Origin of the sequence: Tsuneonella rigui (genome assembly GCF_003958625.1) — a bacterium.
Taxonomy (GTDB): domain Bacteria; phylum Pseudomonadota; class Alphaproteobacteria; order Sphingomonadales; family Sphingomonadaceae; genus Tsuneonella; species Tsuneonella rigui.
Genome location: NZ_RSEL01000024.1, coordinates 64,027 through 80,757, shown reverse-complemented (window position 1 = coordinate 80,757; position 16,731 = coordinate 64,027). Strand labels below are relative to the sequence as shown.

14 protein-coding genes are annotated in these 16,731 nt (G+C 68.1%); 5 read left to right on the top strand and 9 right to left on the bottom strand.

Translation table 11 applies throughout. The annotated features are described in order from the left end of the window. The first annotated feature begins 17 nt into the window (after window positions 1-17). Window positions 18-953 (top strand): N-formylglutamate amidohydrolase, encoded by a 936-nt coding sequence (locus ELY12_RS10365; RefSeq protein ID WP_126176633.1) that lies wholly within the window; start codon window positions 18-20, stop codon window positions 951-953. Window positions 954-1,126: 173 nt separating this feature from the next. Here the strand turns inward: ELY12_RS10365 and ELY12_RS10360 are convergent, their stop codons facing one another. Next, window positions 1,127-1,909: a SapC family protein gene (locus ELY12_RS10360; protein ID WP_126176632.1), complete on the bottom strand. Its 783-nt coding sequence runs from the start codon at window positions 1,907-1,909 to the stop codon at window positions 1,127-1,129. A 69-nt stretch (window positions 1,910-1,978) separates the two neighbouring features. Continuing rightward, complete coding sequence (locus ELY12_RS10355; RefSeq protein ID WP_126176631.1) at window positions 1,979-3,427, bottom strand: FAD-binding oxidoreductase; 1,449 nt, start codon at window positions 3,425-3,427, stop codon at window positions 1,979-1,981. A gap of 112 nt (window positions 3,428-3,539) precedes the next feature. Here ELY12_RS10355 and ELY12_RS10350 point away from each other — a divergent pair, with 112 nt between their 5' ends. Together ELY12_RS10350 and ELY12_RS10345 are read left to right on the top strand one after the other, a co-directional pair. Next, entirely contained in the window at window positions 3,540-4,076 is a 537-nt protein-coding gene (locus ELY12_RS10350) for a hypothetical protein (protein ID WP_126176630.1), read from the top strand. A gap of 129 nt (window positions 4,077-4,205) precedes the next feature. Beyond that, window positions 4,206-5,615 (top strand): DEAD/DEAH box helicase, encoded by a 1,410-nt coding sequence (locus tag ELY12_RS10345; RefSeq protein WP_126176629.1) that lies wholly within the window; start codon window positions 4,206-4,208, stop codon window positions 5,613-5,615. Here ELY12_RS10345 and ELY12_RS10340 read toward each other — a convergent pair. Both ELY12_RS10340 and ELY12_RS10335 read right to left on the bottom strand, forming a co-directional pair. Continuing rightward, window positions 5,612-6,991: an RNB domain-containing ribonuclease gene (locus ELY12_RS10340; protein WP_126176628.1), complete on the bottom strand. Its 1,380-nt coding sequence runs from the start codon at window positions 6,989-6,991 to the stop codon at window positions 5,612-5,614. The genes ELY12_RS10345 and ELY12_RS10340 overlap by 4 nt on opposite strands. Next, entirely contained in the window at window positions 6,988-9,294 is a 2,307-nt protein-coding gene (locus ELY12_RS10335) for an ATP-dependent helicase (protein ID WP_126176627.1), read from the bottom strand. Before ELY12_RS10335 ends, ELY12_RS10340 begins: the two co-directional genes overlap by 4 nt. A gap of 106 nt (window positions 9,295-9,400) precedes the next feature. Between ELY12_RS10335 and ELY12_RS10330 the strand changes: the two genes are divergently transcribed. Then, window positions 9,401-10,030 (top strand): hypothetical protein, encoded by a 630-nt coding sequence (locus ELY12_RS10330; protein ID WP_126176626.1) that lies wholly within the window; start codon window positions 9,401-9,403, stop codon window positions 10,028-10,030. Window positions 10,031-10,077: 47 nt separating this feature from the next. Here ELY12_RS10330 and rsmD read toward each other — a convergent pair whose 3' ends face one another. From rsmD to ELY12_RS10315, 3 genes are all read right to left on the bottom strand, one after another. After that, on the bottom strand, window positions 10,078-10,620 hold the full coding sequence (gene rsmD, locus ELY12_RS10325) for a 16S rRNA (guanine(966)-N(2))-methyltransferase RsmD (protein WP_126176625.1): 543 nt from the start codon (window positions 10,618-10,620) through the stop codon (window positions 10,078-10,080). Continuing rightward, window positions 10,617-11,369, bottom strand: coding sequence for a pseudouridine synthase (locus ELY12_RS10320; RefSeq protein ID WP_126176624.1), 753 nt, complete (start codon window positions 11,367-11,369; stop codon window positions 10,617-10,619). Before ELY12_RS10320 ends, rsmD begins: the two co-directional genes overlap by 4 nt. Before the next feature lie 142 nt (window positions 11,370-11,511). Continuing rightward, window positions 11,512-12,669: an aromatic ring-hydroxylating oxygenase subunit alpha gene (locus ELY12_RS10315; RefSeq protein WP_126176623.1), complete on the bottom strand. Its 1,158-nt coding sequence runs from the start codon at window positions 12,667-12,669 to the stop codon at window positions 11,512-11,514. A gap of 73 nt (window positions 12,670-12,742) precedes the next feature. Here ELY12_RS10315 and ELY12_RS10310 point away from each other — a divergent pair, with 73 nt between their 5' ends. Beyond that, entirely contained in the window at window positions 12,743-14,461 is a 1,719-nt protein-coding gene (locus ELY12_RS10310; RefSeq protein ID WP_126176622.1) for an AmpG family muropeptide MFS transporter, read from the top strand. On the opposite strand, the gene ELY12_RS10305 is transcribed toward ELY12_RS10310, so the two are convergent. Together ELY12_RS10305 and accD are read right to left on the bottom strand one after the other, a co-directional pair. Next, window positions 14,458-15,747, bottom strand: a complete 1,290-nt coding sequence (locus ELY12_RS10305) for a bifunctional folylpolyglutamate synthase/dihydrofolate synthase (protein ID WP_126176621.1) — start codon at window positions 15,745-15,747, stop codon at window positions 14,458-14,460. The two genes, ELY12_RS10310 and ELY12_RS10305, sit on opposite strands and share 4 nt — an antisense overlap. A gap of 87 nt (window positions 15,748-15,834) precedes the next feature. Beyond that, entirely contained in the window at window positions 15,835-16,683 is an 849-nt protein-coding gene (gene accD / locus ELY12_RS10300) for an acetyl-CoA carboxylase, carboxyltransferase subunit beta (protein ID WP_126176620.1), read from the bottom strand. Window positions 16,684-16,731: the final 48 nt, after the last annotated feature.

The window sequence follows — 16,731 nt, the reverse complement described above, 5'->3', positions numbered from 1 at the left end:
GGTCCATTTCTACCGCGATGAGTGCACAGGATTACGCAGGGCGAGACGGCGGGGCGATCCCCGGAACCGACCTTGCGGCGTTTACCTTGCACCTGCCGGCCGATGCGCCGGTCCCGATCCTGATCGCCGCGCCGCATGGCGGGCGGACCTACCCGCCGGACCTCACCGCACGCATGCGCGACCCAGCTTACGCGGCGCACCGGCTAGAGGACCGCCACGTCGACGGCCTCGCGGAGGCGGTCGCCCAAGCCACCGGCGCCGCGCTGCTGGTGGCGCACGCGCCGCGCGCGATGCTCGATCTTAACCGTTCGGCCGATGATATGGATTGGTCGATGGTGGTTGAGGGCGCGCCGGCCGGCGCCAGCGCACGCCATTCGCTCGCCAACCGTCGGGCGCGCAATGGACTGGGGGTGATCCCGCGCCGATTGCCGGGATTGGGCGAAATCTGGAAGCAGCAGATCGACCGCGCCACGTTCGATGAGCGGATCGCGTCGATCCATTCGCCCTATCACGCGGCGCTGGGCAGGGCCCTGGAGACACTGCGCGACCGCTGGGGTGCGGCGCTGTTGATCGACTTGCACTCGATGCCGCCCCTGCCGTCGCGGCAAGGGCAACCGTCACCCGAGTTGGTCATCGGCGACCGCTTCGGCGCAAGCTGCAGCCGCGCCCTAGTGGCGGCGGCGTTTGGCTATTTCAAGGCGAACGGCAGGCCGGTGGCGCACAACCGGCCCTATGCGGGCGGGTACGTGCTCGACCGCCACGCCGCGCCGGCGCGCGACATCCATGCGATACAACTGGAGGTTTGCCGCACCAGCTACCTCGACGCGCGATTGGCTGAGCCGAGCGTCCGGGCTGCCGGCGTCGCGCGTCTGCTCGCCGGTCTGGTGCGCGCTCTCGCCAGCGAAGTTGCCGCTCTCGGCGGCGCGGGACGCATGCCGCAGGCGGCCGAATAAAAAACCACCTCGTGCAAGCGCACGAGGTGGCCAAGGTTCAGGGAGGAGGTGCACCGCAGTGCACCGACCCGATCCGGCCATGAGGGAAGCGCGAACCGGGCAGAGGCGAAATAGGCGCTGGCCGGACGGGTTTCAAGTTCCGTCCGGTCGCGCTCAAGCCACGGTTCGTCGCGTCAGGCGGCGGGTTGCTCGGTAGCTTCAGGCATCATGCCCTTGCCGACCTGGCGCCCGAAAATGATCCGCATCATGTCCATCGAGAACAGGTGCGCGAAGATCAGCGCCATGATGCCGTTGCCGGTCCACAGCTTGGCGGTCTCGGCGTCGAGATCGCGCAGCTTGTCCTGGTCCACCATCTTGAAGCCGCGGTAGATGTAGGGCTTTTCCGGATCGTCGTTGCGCGTAATCGCGACTTCGCCGTCCATCAGCAGGCCCTTGTCTTCCAGCTCCTTGACGAACGCCTGGGTACGGGCGCCGGCCTCCTCGAACTTCTCGCAGAAATCGAGCGCGCCCTGGATCGGCGCGGCGGGCTTGCCCTCGGCGTCGAACAGCGGTTCGCCTTCACCGGACTCGCCGAGCATGCCGGCCGAGGGATCGAAGCAGAGCGACATTTCCTGCGCGTCCGGCGTCAGGCGCGCGAGCAAGTAGGGATAGCGGCGCGCGTAAGCGGGGATGTAGATATCCTCCTCCAGCTTGCCTTCCTCGTTGAAGAAGGTGTTCACGCCTTCATTGAGGCCCATGAGCGCGAGGGGAACGCTGCCTTCCCCGGCGCTGAACACGATCGGGAAGTGGCGCTGCGCCTGGATGAACTCATCGGTGGTCACCGGCACCGCGTGCTGATTGACCAGCCAGGTCATGCCCGAGGGAGGATTGAGCTTGTAGTTGGCGTGATCCCGGCTGTTGAGCGGCATCAGGTCATTGTAGAACAGGGGCAGGGTAGGCTGCGGCGCGCTGGCCATGGTCGATCTCCGAAGTCGTTAGATGCAGCGGCAAGGCACTCCCATGCCCGGCGGCGCGAAGCGCGCGCTTTAAGGACTGTCGCCCTGAGGCGCAAGCGGCACGAGCTTGCCCGGATTGAGCAGTCCGAGCGGGTCGAGCGCCTGCTTGACCGCTCGCTGCATGCTCAGCGCCACGGGGTCTCCCAGCCGGCCGAACACGTCGCGTTTGAGCTGGCCGATGCCATGCTCCGCGCTGATCGATCCGCCCCAGCGAGTGACCAATTCATAGACCTGATTGCTGATCGCCTTGCCGTCGCCCGCGTACCACTCCGCCGGGTCGATGCCGCCCGGAGCGATGACGTGGAAGTGGACGTTGCCATCGCCCAAGTGGCCGAAGGCGATCGCCTCGGTCCCCGGCCAGTCGGCCTCGATCTGGGGCACCGCTTCCGCGACAAAGGCGGGCATACGCTCGACCGGCACCGAGATGTCGTGCTGCACGGCGGGCCCCTTGGCGCGCTCGGCCGGAGCGACCGAGTCCCGCAGCGTCCAGAATGCCGCTGCCTGCGCTTCGTTCGCGGCGATGGCGGCGTCTTCGAGCAGGCCCCGTTCGAGCGCATCGGCAAGCATGCCCTCGGCGAGACTTGAGAGCTGTCCCGCACCGGCAGCGTCGGCCACTAACTCGATCAGCGCATGCCACGCGTGGCGGCCACCGAGCGGCTGGCGAGCGCCGGGGACGTGCGCGATCACGTCGTCCAGAGTGCCTTGGTCGAGCACTTCGAATCCCTCCAACGCGCCGCCCGCCGCTCGCTCGCAATGCAGGAGCAGTTCGCGCGCCGCTTCGAGCGAAGGCACGCCGGCCCAAATGACCGACCGCGCGGCGAACTGTGGTTCCAGTTTGAGCGTAGCGGCGGTGACGATCCCGAGCGTCCCCTCGGATCCGATCAGCAACTGCTTGAGGTCGAACCCCCGGTTGTCCTTTTTCAGGGCGGTCAGGCTGTCGAACACGCTGCCGTCGGCGAGCACGGCCTCGAGCCCGAGGACCTGCGTACGCATCGACCCGTGGCGAAGGACCTGGGTGCCGCCGGCGTTCGTGGAGACGAGCCCGCCGACGGTCGCTGAACCCTTGCCGCCCAGCGTGAGGGGGAAGCGCAGACCTTCGGCTTCGGCGGCTTCATGCAAGGTCTGGAGGATCACGCCCGCCTCGCACACGACTTGCCGCGCGGCGACATCGAGGCTGCGGATGGCATTCATCCGGCGGAGCGACAGGAGCAGCGCGCTCCCGCTGTCGTCTGGGGTCGCCCCGCCCGACATCCCGCTGTTGCCGCCCTGGGGCACGATCGGGACCCGGTGCTCTGCACAAAGCTTCACCAGTGCCGCCACTTCCGCGGTCGACGCAGGCGAGGCCATCGCCAGCGCCCGACCGGTGAAGCGACCGCGCCAGTCGGTCAGCCAGGAGGCCATCAGGTCGGCGTCGCGCGTCAGGCCGCGCGGGCCGAGAAGTTCGGCCGCTGCAGCCAGGAAACCCGCACGATCGCTCATCCGCGCCGCTATGGCACAGCGCCGCGCGGCAATGCCAGCGCTTGCGCCGCGGGCAGGAGGGATTAAGCCGCTATTCAACCGGGCGTCTTAAGGGGGGCGGCCAACGCAGGTCATGAATCCGTACGCCATCCTTCTCGCGCCGCTGGCGGTGCTCGTCCCGACGCTGGCGGCCGCGCCCCTCGCGCCGAGCGCTGATGGACAGACCGAGACCACGGCCGTCGTGTCGAGCGAGGCGTACGACGCCGCGCGCGCGTCGGAGGATCCGATCGCCGCGCAAGTGCGCATCGAGCGGCGGATCACCATCCGCATCGCTCCCCCGGGGCCGGTAATGCGGCAGGGCTTCGTCGCCGAGATGGCTCCCGCCGCCGCGCCGCGCTTCAGCGAGCGCAAGATCGGCAAGTGCGTGCCGGTGGCCGGCATCGCCGCGGTCCAGCCGGACGGCGGCAAGCTGCTGCTGTTCATGCGCGACCGGCGGCTGGTTTCCGCGACCCTGGAAAAGGCCTGCAGCGCGCGCGATTTCTATTCGGGCTTCTATCTCGAGCGCGCGAGCGACGGGATGCTCTGCTCCGACCGCGACAAGCTGCACTCGCGTTCGGGCGCGAATTGCGAGATCAGCCGCATCCGCCAGCTGGTCGCGAAGGACGACTAGAGCCCTTCCGAAACCTTGACTTTCGCGCGCGCAACGCGCAGGGCGCGCGCGGATCGTGGCGGGCGGCGGTGAGCCTTCGTCAACGAACGGCGCCCGTCGCCTGCCGAACCTTTCATATATCGAGACTGCATGACCTTCGCCGAACTCGGCCTTTCCCCTGAATTGCTCAAAGCGGTCGAGACCGCGGGCTATAGCGAACCCACGCCGATCCAGGCCCAGGCGATCCCGCCGGTGCTGATGATGAAGGACATCATCGGCATCGCCCAGACCGGCACCGGCAAAACGGCCAGCTTCGTGCTGCCGATGATCGACATCCTCAGCCACGGCCGCCGCCGCGCCCTGATGCCGCGCAGCCTCATCCTCGAGCCGACCCGCGAGCTCGCCGCGCAGGTGGCCGAGAACTTCGAGAAGTACGGCACCAATCACGACCTCAAGATGGCGCTGCTGATCGGCGGCGTGCAGATGGGCGACCAGCTCAAGGCATTGAGCGAAGGCGTCGACGTGCTGATCGCCACGCCCGGCCGACTGATGGACCTGTTCGAGCGCGGCAAGATCATGCTCAACGGCTGCGAGCTGCTGGTTATCGACGAGGCTGACCGCATGCTCGACATGGGGTTCATCCCCGACATCGAGTTCATCTGCTCCAAGCTGCCCGAAACACGGCAGACGATGCTGTTCTCCGCGACGATGCCGCCGCCGATCGAGAAGCTGGCGAAGAAGTTCCTCAACAATCCCAAGCGGATCGAGGTCAGCCGCGCGGCTTCGACCAACGAGAACATCACCGCGTTCAAAGTGCCCGTAAAGAGCCGCGACAAGCGCGACACGCTGCGCTGGCTGCTGCGCAACGACCTGGTCGAGACCGCGATCATCTTCGCCAACCGCAAGACCACGGTGCGCGAGATCAACAAGAGCCTGCAGAGCCACGGCTTTGCCAGTGCCGAAATCCACGGCGACATGGACCAGGCGAGCCGGATCAAGGAGCTCGACCGGTTCAAGAAGGGCGAGGTGACGATCCTCGTCGCCAGCGACGTTGCCGCGCGCGGGCTCGACATCAAGGGCGTCAGCCACGTGTTCAACTTCGACACGCCGTGGCATCCCGACGACTACGTCCACCGCATCGGCCGCACCGGCCGGGCGGGCGCCAAGGGGCGGGCGTTCACCTTCGTTGCGGAAGAAGACGCCGAGGCGATCGACAATGTCGAGAAGCTGACTCAGTCGGCGATTCCGGTGTTCGGCAAGAAGGACGTGCGGGTCGAACTGACCGCGCCGGTCGTGCCGCAGGAAGAGCCGCGCGAAGAATCGCCCCGACGCGACCGCGAGGAGCGCGACGAGCGTCCGCGCCGTTCGCGCGAAGAGCGCGACGAACGCCCCCGCCGCGAGCGCGAGCCGCGCACCGAGCGTCCGCAGCGCGATGAACGCGCTGGGCGCCCGCGCCGTGACGATCGCCCGCGCCGCGACCAGCATGAGGATGAGCCGATGCAGCCGGGCGAATGGAACGGCCCGGTGCCGAGCTTCCTCGAAGTGGGCTTCGGCGGCTAGTTGACCCGCTCGAAGCGCAGCGTTCTGCGCTTGGTGTCGGCTTCGATCAGCCGGACCCGGATTTCCTCGCCCGTCGCAACGCGGTGCGCATCGACCCGGGCGAGGATCGGCAGATCGCTCAGCTGGATGCGTGCCCCGCGATCGTCGCGTTCGGTTACGGTGGCAGCGAAGATTTCGCCCTCGCGGCCCTGCAACATGACCGTTTCGGCGAGATCAAGCACCGCGCGCTCGATCGCGCCCTCGCGCGTGTCGGCGGCGTCCATCGCCTTGCACAGACGCGCGAATTGATCGGCATCGCTCGGGGACGGCTTGCCTTGGGCGAGCGCCAGCGCCGCTTCCAGCACATAGCGGTCGGCCAGCCGCCGCATCGGCGCGGTGGCGTGGGTGTAGGTTGCGCCAAGCGCGGCGTGCCACGGCACGTGGCCCGACACGAACGGCGTGTAGCTCGCGTGGCCGGTCGCGCGGCGGACCGCGAGCGCAAACGCGGCGCCGGCGCGGGTGCCGGTATCGACCGTGCGGTTAAACTGCGCGAAGGTGGCGTTCTCCGGCCATTCGAGGCCGAGCGCGCGGGCGGTCAGGCGCAGCCGGGCGATGGCGCGGTCGTCGGGCGGGGGCATTTCGCGGAACATGCCGGTGCCGGCCGCGAACAGCGCCTCGGCGATGGCGATGTTGGCGGCTAGTGACAGCGCGGAGTTGGCAGTCTCCGACGGCAGCCACGCGCGCACGTGGAGCGAATAGGTGCCATCCGCGCCGCGCTCGAGTTCCTGGTCGGGCGGGCTGGCGGTCGCCGCGCCGCGTGCTTCGCCGGCGCGTTCGATGCGGGCAGCAAAGTCGGCGAGCATGGGGATGTCGGCCGGCGCGGTAGTCTCGTAAGCGAGCTTGGCGCGGCTGTGCACCAGCGCGCGGGTCATGCCTTCGAGCGCGACTTCGCCTGCAGGCGAGCAGCGCACGGTCGCGACGATCGCCGGGCGCGGACCATCGGGCAGCAGGCTCGCCGCGCCCTCACTCAGCACCGCCGGGTACAGCCGCGCGCGGCCGTCGGGGAGGTACAGCGTGACCCCGCGCTTACACGCCTCCGCCTCCATCGCGCCGCCGGTGGGGACGAACCAGCCGATATCGGCGAGCGCGTAGTGGAGCAGGATGTCGCTACCAGAAGCCTCGAGCGCGAAGGCTTGGTCGAGATCGGTCGAGGTCGCCGGATCGAGCGTGACGAAGTGCCGGTCGGTCCAGTCGGCATGCTCGGTGGGTGGGCGGTCCTTGGTGCGCTCCGCTTCCGCGAGCACTTCGGGCGGAAAGTCGTCGGGGACCGAAAACTGCGTGCGGATCGTGGCGAGGCCGGCGGTCAGCAGACCGTCGGGATCGGCGATGGCCTTCAAGCCAGGCTCACAAAGCTGTCGATCACCCGCTTGCGGCCGGCCTGCTCGAATTCGATCTCGAGCTTGTTGCCCTCCTGGTCGACCACTTCGCCATAGCCGAACTTGTCGTGGAACACACGCTGGCCGATCGCGATGTCGGCGCGCGGCTTGGCGGCGAAGCTGGCGGCACTGCGGGTGTTCTCCTTCACGCGCGCGGGGGTCGGGTCGTAACCGGTGGTGAGCGCGCGCTGCCAGCCGGGGCCTCGGGTCAGCGTGCGCGCGGGCTGGGCGCGGGCGAGGTGGGCGAAGGGATCGTCGTGCTCGCTCATCTGCGCGCGCCACAGGCTGGCGCCGCCGGTCATCGTGGTTTCCTCGGTGATCTGGTCGGCGGGCAGTTCGCCGACGAAGCGGCTGGGGATCGAGCTCGTCCACTGGCCATAGATGCGCCGGTTGGCGGCGTGCAGGATTGTGCAGCGCCGCCGCGCGCGGGTGATCGCGACGTAGGCGAGGCGGCGCTCTTCCTCGAGGCTGGCGAGCCCCCCTTCGTCGAGCGCGCGCTGGCTGGGGAACACCCCTTCCTCCCAGCCGGGCAGGAACACGTGGTCGAATTCGAGCCCCTTGGCGGCGTGGATGGTCATGATGGTGACCTTCTCGCCGTCGTCGGCGCGGTCGTTGTCCATCACCAGCGCGACGTGCTCGAGGAAGTCGCCGAGTGTGTCGTATTCCTCCATGGCGCGCGCGAGCTCGCTGAGGTTCTCTGCGCGCCCCGCGCTCTCGGCGCTTTTTTCGGCCTGCAGCATCGCATCGTAGCCGCTCTCAGCGAGGACGATGCGAATGAGTTCGGCTGGCGCGGTGGTCTCGGCGAGATCTCGCCAGCGCAGGAACTGGCCCATGAGCTGCGCGATCGTGCCGCGCGCGCGGGCGGGCAGTTCGTCAGTGTCGGCGAGCTGGAGCGAGGCTGCGGCGAGCGGAAGCCCGGTCGCGCGCGCGTGGCGGTGCATCGACTCCAAGGTCTTGGCGCCGAGCCCGCGCTTGGGCTGGTTGTAGATCCGCTCGAACGCCAGATCGTCGGCGGGGCTGGCGATGACCCGCAGGTAGGCCAGCGCATCGCGGATCTCTGCCCGCTCATAGAACCGGAAGCCGCCGATGATGCGGTAGTTCATCCCGATCTGGATGAACCGATCCTCGAACTCGCGCGTCTGGTATTGCGCGCGCACCAGGATCGCGACCTGGTCGAGCCCGGCGCCCTCGCGCTCGAGCCGTTCGATCTCCTCGCCCACGCGGCGCGCTTCCTCGGGCCCGTCCCACACCCCGATCACGCGGACCTTCTCGCCGGCCGGAATCTCGGTCCACAGCGTCTTGCCTAGCCGCGCGCTGTTGGCGTTGATCAGTCCCGATGCGGCGGCAAGGATATGCGGGGTCGAGCGGTAGTTCTGTTCGAGCTTGATCACCGCGGCGCCGGGAAAATCCTTCTCGAACTTGAGGATATTGGCAACTTCGGCCCCGCGCCACGAGTAGATCGACTGGTCGTCGTCCCCCACCACGCAGATGTTTTTGCGCTCCTGCGCCAGCAGGCGGAGCCAAAGGTACTGGACCTGGTTCGTGTCCTGATACTCGTCGACCAGAATGTACTTGAAGCGCTGCTGGTACTGCTCGAGCACCTCGCGGTGGCTGCGGAACACGTTGAGGATGTGCAACAGCAGATCGCCGAAATCGCACGCATTTAGCGACTTCAATCGGGCCTGGTAGAGGCCGTACATCTGCTGCCCACGGCCGTTGGCGTACGCCTCGTTCTCCACCGCATCGAGGTCGGCGGGATTGAGCCCGCGGTTCTTCCACCGATCGATCAGTCCGGCGAGCTGCCGCGCGGGCCAGCGTTTCTCGTCCAGCCCGTTGTCGGTGATCAGCGCCTTCAGGAGCCGGATCTGGTCGTCGGTGTCGATGATCGTGTAGTTCGACTGCAGCCCGACCAGCTCGGCATGGCGGCGCAGCATCTTGGCGCCGATCGAATGGAACGTGCCGAGCCACGGCATCCCTTCGACCGCTGGCCCGATATGCCGCCCGACACGCTCGCGCATCTCGCGCGCGGCCTTGTTGGTGAAGGTGACGCAGAGGATCTCGCTCGGCCATGCTCGGCGGGTTGCGACGAGGTGTGCCAATCGCGCGGTGAGCGCCGCGGTCTTGCCGGTCCCCGCGCCCGCCAGCATCAGCACCGGGCCCTCGGTCGTCAGCACTGCGTCGCGCTGCGGGGCGTTAAGTCCCTGCGCGTACGCGGGAACCTCGGCCTCGTCGGCCACGGTCGGGAGGGCGGGGTCGGCGCTCATGGATAGGCGAACAGCTAGGGAACACGCGCGTGGGGCGCAAGGGCGATGGCGGAACCCAAGCGGGGAGCGGGCGTAGTCAGGGCGATAAATGTTAAGGAGAGCCCCGATGAACAAGCTGATCCTTGCCGGCGCCGCCGCGCTGGCTTTCGCCGTTCCGGCCGTCCCCGCGATCTCGCAGGACATGGCGGTCGATGCCAACGGCAATGTCTATGTCATGACCGATGCCCAGCAGGCGGTTTATGACGCCTGGCCGGCCGCGCAGCAGACGATCTACACTGGCTGGCCGAACACCTACCAAACCACGTATTGGACCTGGCCGGACACCTACCAGACCTATTTCTGGACGCTCACGCCCCAGCAGCAGACCGGCTGGTGGGTGCTGACCGACGACCAGCGCGCCAAGCTCTATGCGATGACCCCGGAAGCGCGGACGGCCGCGTGGACCTCGATTGCGTCGCAGATGGCGAACATGCCGTCGGCCAACGCCTCGACGACCGCGCAGGTGGCGACGACCGCCGCAGCGATGAATACCGCGGGTAACCCGAACTTCGTGAGCAACGCGGTCACCCAGACCACGCCCGCCGCCACCAACACCGACTACCCGCCGTGCAAGGGCGCGGTGCAGGACCACTGCGTCAATCCGCGCGAAGCGGGGCTCAACTACGGCAACCGTCCGCTCAATCGCTGGCCGGGTAAGCCGGCGAGCGAAATCCCCGGACCGAAGAAGCAGAACTAAGGCTTCATTGGTTCATGCGAGGGGCGTCCGCGAGGGCGCCCCTTTTGCTACGCGGCGCGCAGCAGCCAGAGCTTGGCCTTGCCGACCTTGCGCTCGGCGTCGACTTCCAGTCCCTTCACCGTGACCTCCTCATCCGCGCCGGTCTCGCCCGCGATCCACGTCGCCGGGCCGATCCAGCCGAGGCGCTGCAGCCGGTCGAGCGCGACTCCGACCGCGCCAGTGCCGTAGGGCGGATCGAGGAGCAGGAGGTCGTACGGGGCGCTGGCAGGACCAAGCTCCATCACCGAGCCGCGCCGCACGTCGGTGCGATCACGCGCGCCGAGGGTGGCGATGTTCGCGCGGATGGCGTCGAGCGCGGCGGGGTCATGTTCGGCGAACAGGCACGAGGCGGCTCCACGCGACAGCGCTTCCAGCCCCAGCGCGCCTGAGCCCGCGAACAGGTCGGCGACTGTCAAACCATCGAAGCTGCGTACTCGGCTGGCGAGCATGTTGAACAGCGTTTCCCGAGTGCGGTCGGCGGTGGGGCGGGTGGCGTCGCCCTTCGGCGCGGCGAGCTTGCGGCCACGCCATTCGCCGGCGACAATTCTCATTTCTTCAGGCTACGCCGCAGCCGCTCGACCTGCACCTGCGGGATCTCGGCGGTTGCGCCGCGCGGCAAGTCGCCGAGGTTGAACGGGCCGTAGCCGATGCGCAGCAGGCGGCTGACCTGCAGGCCGAGATGCTCGAGCACACGCCGCACCTCGCGGTTCTTGCCCTCAGTCAGCGTCATGATGATCCAGCGGTTGCGCCCGCTCCCGCGTTCGAGGTCGGCCTCGATCTTGCCATAACGCACGCCGTCGATCTCGACGCCTTCGATCAAGTCGTCGAGCTGGCTCTGCGTGATGTCGCCGAAGGCGCGCACGCGGTAGGTGCGCGGGACATTAGAGGCGGGCAGTTCGAGCGCGCGCTTGAGCTCACCGTCGTTGGTGAGCAACAGCAGGCCCTCGGTGTTCATGTCGAGCCGGCCGACCGGCATCAGCCGCGGCGCATTGCGCGGGAGGGCATTGCGCAGCGCGGTGTAGATCGTCGGACGGCCCTTCGGGTCGCGCTCGGCGGTGATCAGCCCCGACGGTTTGTGGAACGCGAACACGCGGGCCTGCTCGGCTTGCTCGACAGGCTTGCCGTCGACCGTCACGTCCTTGAGATTGGGAATAATGGTGGCGGGGGTATCGAGCACCTTGCCGCCGATCGCCACGCGCCCCTCGGCAATCATCCGCTCCACCTCGCGCCGGCTGGCAACGCCCGCGCGCGCGAGCAGCTTGGCGATGCGTTCGCCGGCGGGACGGTCGGGAGAGGGCATGCGCGGGCCTTACGGCGCACACCGGGGCGCATCAACTCTTACCGTCACCCCGGACTTGATCCGGGGTGGTGCTTCTTTTGGAGATTCGCGCGGAAGAAAAGCACCGGCCCCGGATCAAGTCCGGGGCGACGAAGTGGATGGTTTAGTTCGCCGCCCTGAGTGCCTCTGTCACCGTCTCATGAAACCGCCGGATGCCGCCTTCCAACGTCCCGATGGTCAACTCCGGCACCACGCCCGTGGACAGGCCCTGCTGGCCGAGCTCGGCCGCGCGAAAGTCCTCGCTCGCGAACACTCCGCCGTCGAGCAGCGCCCAGCTGCGCTCCCAGTGATCGCGTGCCTTGTCGGTCGCGGGCGGCTCGGGGATGAGCATGAAGTCCTCGACCAGCGTGCGATCGTGCCCAGTCGGCCACAGCGCCATCACATTGATGTAGTCGGGGCTGGGGATGATCACCGTCGCGGGCAGCAGCTGGTAGGCGAAGGTCACCCGGCGGCGCAGCGCGGCCATGTCGGTGAGGTCCACGCCATCGAGCTCGTCCACCCGGCCAACCGCGCTGCGGGCGTGCGGCCCGATCATGTCACCGCTGGTCACCCCGTCCTTGAAGAACGGGCCGATCGTCTTCGCGTGCAGGCGGGTGACGTGGTAGCTCTCCAGGAACGCGTCCATGATCAGCTTCCAGTTGCCGCGCACCTCATGCGTTTTCCGGCGGAACAGGAAGTGCTCGCGCGCGCCGAATGCGTCCATGTCCTCGCCGAGCTGGCGGGCGAGCGTGAAATCCGCGTCCTCGCGCGGGGAATACCAGATGAGGCCGCCCGCCTCGCAGCTCGGCAGCTCGACCAGATGGTAGTCCCCCTTGTCGAGGCCGGGGAAGCTGTCGGGCCGGGGCAGGGCGAGCAGCGCGCCGTCGAGGCGGTAGGTCCACGCGTGATAGGGGCACACCAGCCGCGCGGTGCATTCGGCCTCGTTGCCCTCGACCAGCCTCGTCCCGCGGTGGCGGCAAACGTTGAGGAAGACGTGGACCGCGCCCTGCTTGTCGCGCGTCACCAGCAACGGGCGGCCGGTAAGATCGTGCGGCACCGTCATCCCCGGATCAGGGATCAGCGCGCTCGGCATCAGAACCTGCGGCAGGCGGTCGAACAACGCGGCCTTCTCGCGCGCGAAGTGATCGGGGTCGGTATAGACCGAGGCGGGCACGGTGGTGATGCCGCCCGCGGGCCGCGCCTCGCCGCGCGCGAGCGCCTCGGCGAGCGCGAGCTGGCCGTCGGTGGGGCGTTTTCCCCGGAGCGTTACGGCCTCGTTCATGGCGACGCTTCCCTATTCCTTCTCCAGCGCTAAGTGTCGCACGAAAGAGCGCATTCGGGAAGGACGCTAGGGAATGGCCGAGGCAGCAGCCGCGAAGAAACCGTCGAGCTGGCGCGTGCTTGGCCAGGCTCTGCGAAACCGCAAGACGGGCTTCATGCTGCTGTTCGGGTTCGCCAGCGGGCTGCCGTTTGCGCTGTTCCTCGGCACGCTGTTTGCCTGGCTGACCGAGGCGGGCGTAGACCTCGAAACGATGGGCGTGTTCAGCCTGATCGGGCTCGCCTACGCGTTCCAGTTCCTGTGGTCCCCGCTGATCGACAAGGTCGACCTTCCGGGCCTGCGCCGGCTCGGCAAGCGCAAGCAGTGGATCATGCCGATGCAGCTTTTGCTCGGCGCGATCCTGTTGATTATGAGCCTGTCCGATCCCAAGAGCTCGATCGGACTGTTCAGCCTGCTCGCGGGCATCGGCGCCTTCGCCAGCGCCACCCAGGACATCGCGATCAACGCCTGGCGGATCGACGTAGCGGACGAGAAGGCGACGCTCGACGTGCTCTCGACCGTCTATCAGATGGGGTACCGGCTCTCCTCGCTGGTCGGCGGCGCGCTGGCGCTGATTATCGCGAGCCGAATCGGCTGGCCGCAGACCTACCTCGTGCTCGGCGTGATCCTGCTGGCAATCGGCGCGGCAGCGCTGTTCGCGCCTAACGCCGACAGCGACCGCTCGCAGACCGGCAGCGAGAGCGACGAACAGGTGCGCGCGCTGCGCCAGGCGGGCGGGATCGTCCCGTCGGTCCGCTACAAGGCGCTGGCGCTGGTGGGCCTGCTGTGGGCGGGTACGATCGCGCTGGTGCTCAACTTCATGATCCAGTCGCTGACCGCTGCGCCGGACGCGCGGCCCGATCCGACCGAGTTCACCTCGACCTGGGGCCCGTGGATCATCGTCGCAACCATCGTGCTGCCGGCGCTGATCGCCGGGTGGCTGGCGAGCCAGCGCAAGAAGGGGCAGAACCTGCTCACCGAGGATGCGCCGCCAGCGAGCGGGGCCAGCTACGTGGCGGACAACCTCTACCGTGCGCTGGTGTTGCCGCTGGAGGAGTTCGTCGGGCGGCTCGGTTGGGCGCTGGTGCTGATTCTCGCCGTGGTGCTGACCTACCGCATTTGCGACGCCATCTGGGGCACCTTCGCCTATCCGTTCTATCTCACCGAACTGGGTTATTCGAAAGACGAGGTGGCGGTGGCCTCCAAGTTCTTCGGGGTCGGGGCGATCGTGCTCGGGCTGGCGCTCGGCGGCTGGCTGCTGACCGCATTGGGGCGGATGCCGACGCTGCTGATCGGCGGACTGCTCGCCTCGCTCACCAACCTGCTCTACGCCGACATGGCCAGCGGCGGGCGAGTAATGGGCGCGGTGGCCCACAGCACCGGCTTCGCGGCGCTGATCGAGAGCTTCCCTGGCGGCAGCGAGAAGCTGGCGCGATTGATGGTGACCATCGGCGGCGAGAACCTCGCTACCGGCATCGCAGGCGCGGCGTATATCGCGTGGCTGTCGTCGATCGTGTCGAAGAAGTTCAGCGCGGTGCAGTATGCGCTGCTCTCCTCGCTGACGCTGCTGATCGGCACGCTCGGTCGCGGCGCGCTGGGGCAGATGATCGAGGACCAAGGGTACTACTCGATCTTCATCCTGACCACCTGGATCGGCCTCGGCGCGATGGTGCTGGTGTGCCTTGAATGGTGGCGGCAGACCAGGACCGGCAACGCCGGCGTGATCGCGCCGGAGGCGGCCTCCGCGAAGGATTAGTCAGGTATCTCGCCGTTGTCGCGCAGGACATCGCCCGCGAGGTAAAGCGAGCCGGCGATCAGGATCGGGCCGTCGGCATCGATCGCTTGCAGCGCTTCCTCGACCGAGCCGGATGCCTTGGCCCGCGGGCCGAACGCCGGGGCGTCGTGGCAATCGCTGCCCGGCACCGGCACGACTGACAGGCTGGCGATGCGGTCGCCCAGCGGCTCGATGATCGCCAGCGGGTTCTTGTTGGCGAGCATGCCGATCACGAGGTGGACCGGCCCTTCGAAGTGCCTCGCAATCGCCGCGCCCGCATCGGGATTGTGCCCGCCGTCCAGCCACACCTCGCGCCCTGCGGCCAACGCGGTCAGTGGCCCATCGCTCAGTCGCTGCAACCGTGCCGGCCAGCGCGCGGTGCGGATGCCTTCGTTGATTGCCAGCGCGTCGACGGTGACGAAATCCTGGTGCCGCAACATCGCCACCGCCAGCGCCGCGTTATCCGCCTGGTGCGCGCCGGCGAGCGCGGGGAGGGGAAGGGCGAGGCGGCCGTGGCGGTCCTCGTACTCGATCTGCTCGCCGACATGCGCCGTCCAGTCGCGCCCGCGCATGTGCAGCGGCGCACCCGCGGCGAGCGCGGCACGCTCGATCTCGAGTTCGGCGCTCTCGGCATAGGCTTGCGTCACCAGCGGCCGGCCGGGGCGGACGATGCCGGCCTTCTCGAACGCGATCCGCGCGATCGGGTCGTCGGGCGTGCCATCCTCGGGGGCGAGCAGGAACGCCTCGTGATCGATGCCGAGGCTGGCGATGCCGCACGCCGCCGGATGCTCGATTACATTCGTCGCATCGAACCGCCCGCCGAGGCCGACTTCGATCACGCACGCATCCGCGGGCGCTTCGGCAAAGGCGAGGAAGGTGGCGGCGGTGGTGACTTCGAAGAAGCTCGGCGACAGATCCTCGCCCGCGTCGAGCACGTCCCTGAGCCGCTCGGCCAGCTCTGCGTCGGAGATCAGCGTGCCGCCGATGCGAATGCGCTCGTTGTAGCGCACCAGATGCGGCTTGGTCGCGGTGTGGACGGTTAGCCCGCCCGCCTCCAGCATCGCGCGCAGGTACGCGCAGGTCGAGCCCTTGCCGTTGGTCCCTGCGACGTGGAACACCGGCGGCAGGCGGTCCTGCGGATTTCCCAGCCGTCCGAGCAGCGCGCGGATCGTCTCGAGCCCGAACCGCCCCTGCGGCAGGGAGAGCTGCGCCAGCCGGTCGAGTTGGGCTTGGACAGCGGGGTCGGAGGAAGTTGCGAAGTCTTTCATGATCCCGTCATCCCAGCGGAAGCTGGGATCTCGTCCCTCAAACGCGGCGCCGACGGCAAGCGATCCCAGCTTTCGCTGGGATGACGGTCAAGCCGCCTTCTTCGGCGCGAGGTAGTCGATCAGCGTCGCCAGCGTGCCCTTCAGGTCCTTCCGCTCAACCACCATGTCGACCATGCCGTGCTTGAGCAGGTACTCGGCGCGCTGGAATCCCTCGGGGAGCTGTTCGCGAATGGTGTCCTGGATCACCCGTTGGCCGGCGAACCCGATCAGCGCGCCGGGCTCGGCGATGTGGACGTCGCCGAGCATCGCGTAGCTCGCGGTGACGCCGCCGGTGGTGGGGTCGGTCAGCACTACAATGTAAGGCAGGCCGGCTTCCTTCAGCCGCCGGGTCATCACGGTCGCCTTGGGCATCTGCATGAGGCTGAGGATGCCCTCCTGCATCCGCGCGCCGCCTGCGGCGGTGACGACGATGTAGGGGCAATGCCGCTTGAGCGCCTGCTCGGCCCCGGCGACGAACGCGCTGCCCACCGCCATGCCCATGCTGCCGCCCATGAAGCTGAAGTCCTGCACACCGACCACCGCGGGCCGCCCGTCGATCATGCCCGACCCGACGCTGAACGCATCGCTGTGCGCGTTGTTCGCGCGCGCCTTCTTCAGGCGGTCGGTGTACTTCGAGGTGTCGCGGAACTTGAGCGGGTCTTCCTTGACGCTCGGCTGCGGCAGCAGGTCGTAGCCCGCATCGAGCAGGATGCCGAGCCGCGTGTCGGCGTTGATGCGTCCGTGATGATTACAGCGCGGGCAGACGTGGAGGTTCTCCTCGTACTCCTTGACGAAGAGCATTTCCTGGCAGCTCGGGCACTTGACCCACAGGTTGTCGGGCGTCTCGCGCTTGGCGACAAACGGGAGCGAATTGCGGACGCGGCTGAGCCAGGACATGGGGCGCTCCTAAACTTCCAAAATCTGTTCGTCATCCCCGCGAACGCG